General features: G+C 47.3%; 2 protein-coding genes. Both read left to right on the top strand.

Features of this window, described 5'->3' with window-relative positions:
- Positions 1 to 311: 311 nt before the first annotated feature.
- Positions 312 to 1292, top strand: coding sequence for a 6-phosphofructokinase (gene pfkA / locus M0Q51_17180; GenBank protein ID MCK9401703.1), 981 nt, complete (start codon positions 312 to 314; stop codon positions 1290 to 1292).
- Positions 1293 to 1343: 51 nt separating this feature from the next.
- Positions 1344 to 3833, top strand: coding sequence for a primosomal protein N' (priA, locus tag M0Q51_17175; GenBank protein MCK9401702.1), 2490 nt, complete (start codon positions 1344 to 1346; stop codon positions 3831 to 3833).
- Positions 3834 to 3981 lie beyond the last annotated feature (148 nt).

Genomic DNA, 3981 nt, shown 5'->3' with positions numbered 1-3981 from the left:
CAACAAGGGTTACAGTCCTTATATCTGAGGATGAAGGTGTAAAAGTTAATAGAAACCGCCTTGGTACGATTAAGTATGCCGGGTGGTGTGGGGGGACAGCGGCGTGAGCCGCTTCCTACCCGATTAGTACAAGAATTGCCGTTAAAAATCAAAATACCTCGTAGAGGTTTAACCTGGAGAAAGAGTGTAATTTAGAACACATATGATTACACATTAGGTCTATGTGTTTTACTATGTGTCCTATTGTATCTATTGTGGTAAAAAAAGCCATATTTTCCCTAACTTTGCACACAGCAAAAACTGATTAAAAAATGCCTAACATCAAACGCATTGGCGTTCTCACTTCAGGTGGTGATGCTCCGGGGATGAACGCTGCTATTCGTGCCGTTGTCCGTACAGGGATTTATAACGGCCTGGAAGTTTACGGGATCTACAAAGGTTACCAGGGCTTGATTCAGGGATTGATCGAACCCATGGGCAGCCGTTCTGTTTCCAATATCATCCAGCGGGGCGGAACCATCCTCAAGACAGCCAGAAGCGAAGAGTTCCGCACACCGGAAGGCAGGAAGAAAGCATATGACAACCTGGTGAAACACGGAATCGATGCTATGATAGTCATCGGGGGCGATGGCACTTTTACAGGGGCCAGCATTTTCCAGAACGAGTTCAATTTCCCGATCGTTGGTCTCCCGGGAACAATAGATAACGACCTTTACGGCACCGATTACACCATCGGTTACGACACGGCCGTGAATACTGTTGTTGAAGCAGTGGATAAAATCCGCGACACAGCAGATTCCCATGACCGCTTGTTCATCATCGAGGTGATGGGCCGTGACGCGGGATTTATTGCCCTGCGCAGCGGTATCGCCACAGGCGCCGAGAAGATACTTATACCGGAAAGCCCCACCTATATTAATGAACTGATCGAGAAGCTCAGAAAAGATTATAGCAATAATAAAACATCCGGCATCATCATCGTGTCGGAAGGGGATGATTTCGGAGGAGCATTTGAAGTGGCCAAAGTCATCAAAGAGCAATGTCCGCAATACGAGAGCAGGGTGACTATCCTGGGCCACGTCCAGCGGGGCGGCTCACCTTCGGCTTTTGACCGTGTGATGGCCAGCGCCATGGGCTTCCAGGCCGTGCTCGCACTCAAAGACGGAGTTCGCGGGGTGATGGTGGGTTCGATCAACCGGAAAGTCAGCTATACACCATTTGAAAAGGCCATTAAACACCACCAGACAATCAGTATGGAATTGTTGGAAATTGCAGAAGTGCTTTCGACCTGACCTGTTCCATTAATTCGTATCTTACAGCCATCATTTTAAACTGTATTCACCTTGGGAGCATTGTTTGCCAGTGTTTTGCTGCCCCTGCCTTTGCCGGGTTATTTCACCTACCGGGTGCCGGAAGAATTTCAGCCGGCCATCTGCCCTGGTAAAAGAGTTGTCGTGCCTTTCGGGAAGAAAAAGATTTACACTGCCCTTGTTCATGAGCTTCATTCCCAAAACCCTTCATCTATGGAGGTAAAAAGCATTCTGTCAGTTATTGACGACCGTCCCGTTGTCTTTCCGGTACAGTTCAGTATCTGGGAATGGATTGCCAATTACTATATGTGCACCCCTGGCGAGGTAATGAATGCCGCCCTGCCCTCGGGTTTCAAACTGGCCAGCGAATCGATGATCTGCCTGAATCCTGAAGCCGACCTCGAAACGGCCAACCTGAATGAAAAAGAGATCATGGTCATCGAAGCCTTGCTGGCGCAGAAAAAATTACCGGTCAATCTTATTGCTGATATGTTGGATCAACGCAAGATCATCCCGCTGATCAATACGCTGATTGAAAAAGGGATCGTTTGTGCCGAAGAAAAGCTTGAAAATAAATATAAGCCGCTTAAACAATCTTTCATTAGATTAAGTCAGGAACTGATTGATAATGAAGAAAGACTGAAAGAAGTGTTTGACGAGTTGAGCAAACGCGCTTTTCGCCAGTTGCAGGTGCTCATGGTTTACCTGACGCAGTCGAAAGGTGCAAATGGTTTAGCCGCCGATGTCAAAAAGAGCGATTTATTAAAGAATAAAGAAGTCACACTTCAATCCCTGCAAGCTCTTGTCAATAAAGGCATACTGGACATCTTGGAAATTGAAGCCAGCAGACTCGCAGCATCACACGCGCTGAATGATCCGGAAAGCATTGTCCTGAGCCTGCATCAGCAAAGGGCTTTTGATGATATCCAGAAAATATTTGCTGAAAAAGAAGTAGTGCTTTTGCACGGTATTACTTCCAGCGGTAAAACAGAGCTATACGTCAAATTGATCAATCAGGCCATCCTGGAGAAAAAACAAGTGCTTTACCTGCTTCCGGAAATTGCTCTGACCTCCCAGATCATCAACCGTTTGCGACGCTACTTTGGCGACAGGGTAGGGGTTTATCACTCGCGTTACAGCGATAATGAGCGTGTTGAGATCTGGAACCTCTGCCTGGATCACGAAAATAATTATGATACAGGCCGTTTCCAGGTTATCCTGGGAGCGCGTTCTGCGCTTTTCCTGCCTTTTCATAACCTGGGGCTGATCATCGTCGATGAAGAGCATGATACTTCTTATAAACAGTACGATCCGGCTCCGCGATACCATGCCCGTGACGCAGCCATCATGCTGGCCCGGCTGCATGGGGCCAGAACGCTCCTCGGATCGGCCACACCTGCAGTAGAGACTTATTTTAATGCCCTTTCCGGCAAGTACGGATTGGTAGAAATGTCGGAACGTTACGGTGGGGTGAGCATGCCCGAGATCATTCTGGCCAATGTCCGTGAGGAAACGAGGAATAAAACCATGCAGTCGCATTTTTCCTCCCTGCTTATCAACCAGATCCGTGAGGCACTCGGACAAGGGGAACAGGTTATCCTATTCCAGAACCGTCGTGGGTTTTCGTTACACCTGGCCTGTGATGCCTGCGACTGGGTCCCGATGTGCAAAAATTGCGATATTTCGCTGACCTATCATAAAAAAGAGAATAAAATCAAGTGTCACTATTGTGGGTATTCGGAAAACCTGCCGGCTAAATGCCCTCAATGCCAGAGTACCCGGATACTGATGAAAGGGTTTGGAACGGAAAAGGTGGAGGAGGAACTGGGCGCCATCTTCCCGGAAACCAATATCCGCCGGATGGACCTTGATTCCACGCGGACAAAATATGCCCACCAGCGTATCATCAACGACTTTGAAGAACGCAGGATCCAGATACTGGTGGGGACGCAGATGGTCACTAAGGGCCTTGACTTTGATAATGTAAGCCTGGTCGGTATTCTCAATGCCGACAATATGATCAATTTCCCAGATTTCCGTTCGCATGAGCGGAGTTACCAGTTGATGGAACAGGTCAGCGGCAGGGCAGGCCGTAAAGCCAAACAGGGCAAAGTGATCATCCAGAGTTTTAACCCGGCCCACCCGGTCATTCAGTATGTTGTCATGCATGATTACCATGCATATTTCCGGTCACAGCTGGAGGACCGCAATAAATTCCATTATCCGCCCTATTACCGGCTGATCATTCTCAGGTTAAAACACCGCGACCAGAATGTGCTGAACAAGGCAGCACGTGACCTGGCACAGGACCTTCGGGCAGATCTCGGCAAACGGATACTTGGCCCTGAATACCCGCTGGTTTCGAGAATACAGAATTTGTATATCAAGCATATATTGGTAAAGATAGAAAGAGGGCCTAATGTTTCCGGGTTGAAAGATATGATACGGGCAAAAATCGAAGTTCTGCAGAAAATCCCCGCCTACAGGCAGGTAAGAGTTATTGTTGATGTTGATCCGCTGTAGTTAAACAGAAGTCAGAAGACTAACGACTCTTATATAACTTCTTTTTTCAAGCAGCTTCAAGTTGAGCGATTCTCTTCTTTAGTTGATTGATTTTCTTTTCTTTATATTTTTGTTGATAATCATCCAAGGCCTTGGGGTTAAAAGCTTC

The organism is Bacteroidales bacterium (assembly GCA_023229505.1).
Taxonomy (GTDB): domain Bacteria; phylum Bacteroidota; class Bacteroidia; order Bacteroidales; family JAGOPY01; genus JAGOPY01.
The sequence above is the reverse complement of the archived record's forward strand: the minus strand, read 5'-3'. Positions and strand labels throughout refer to the sequence as shown.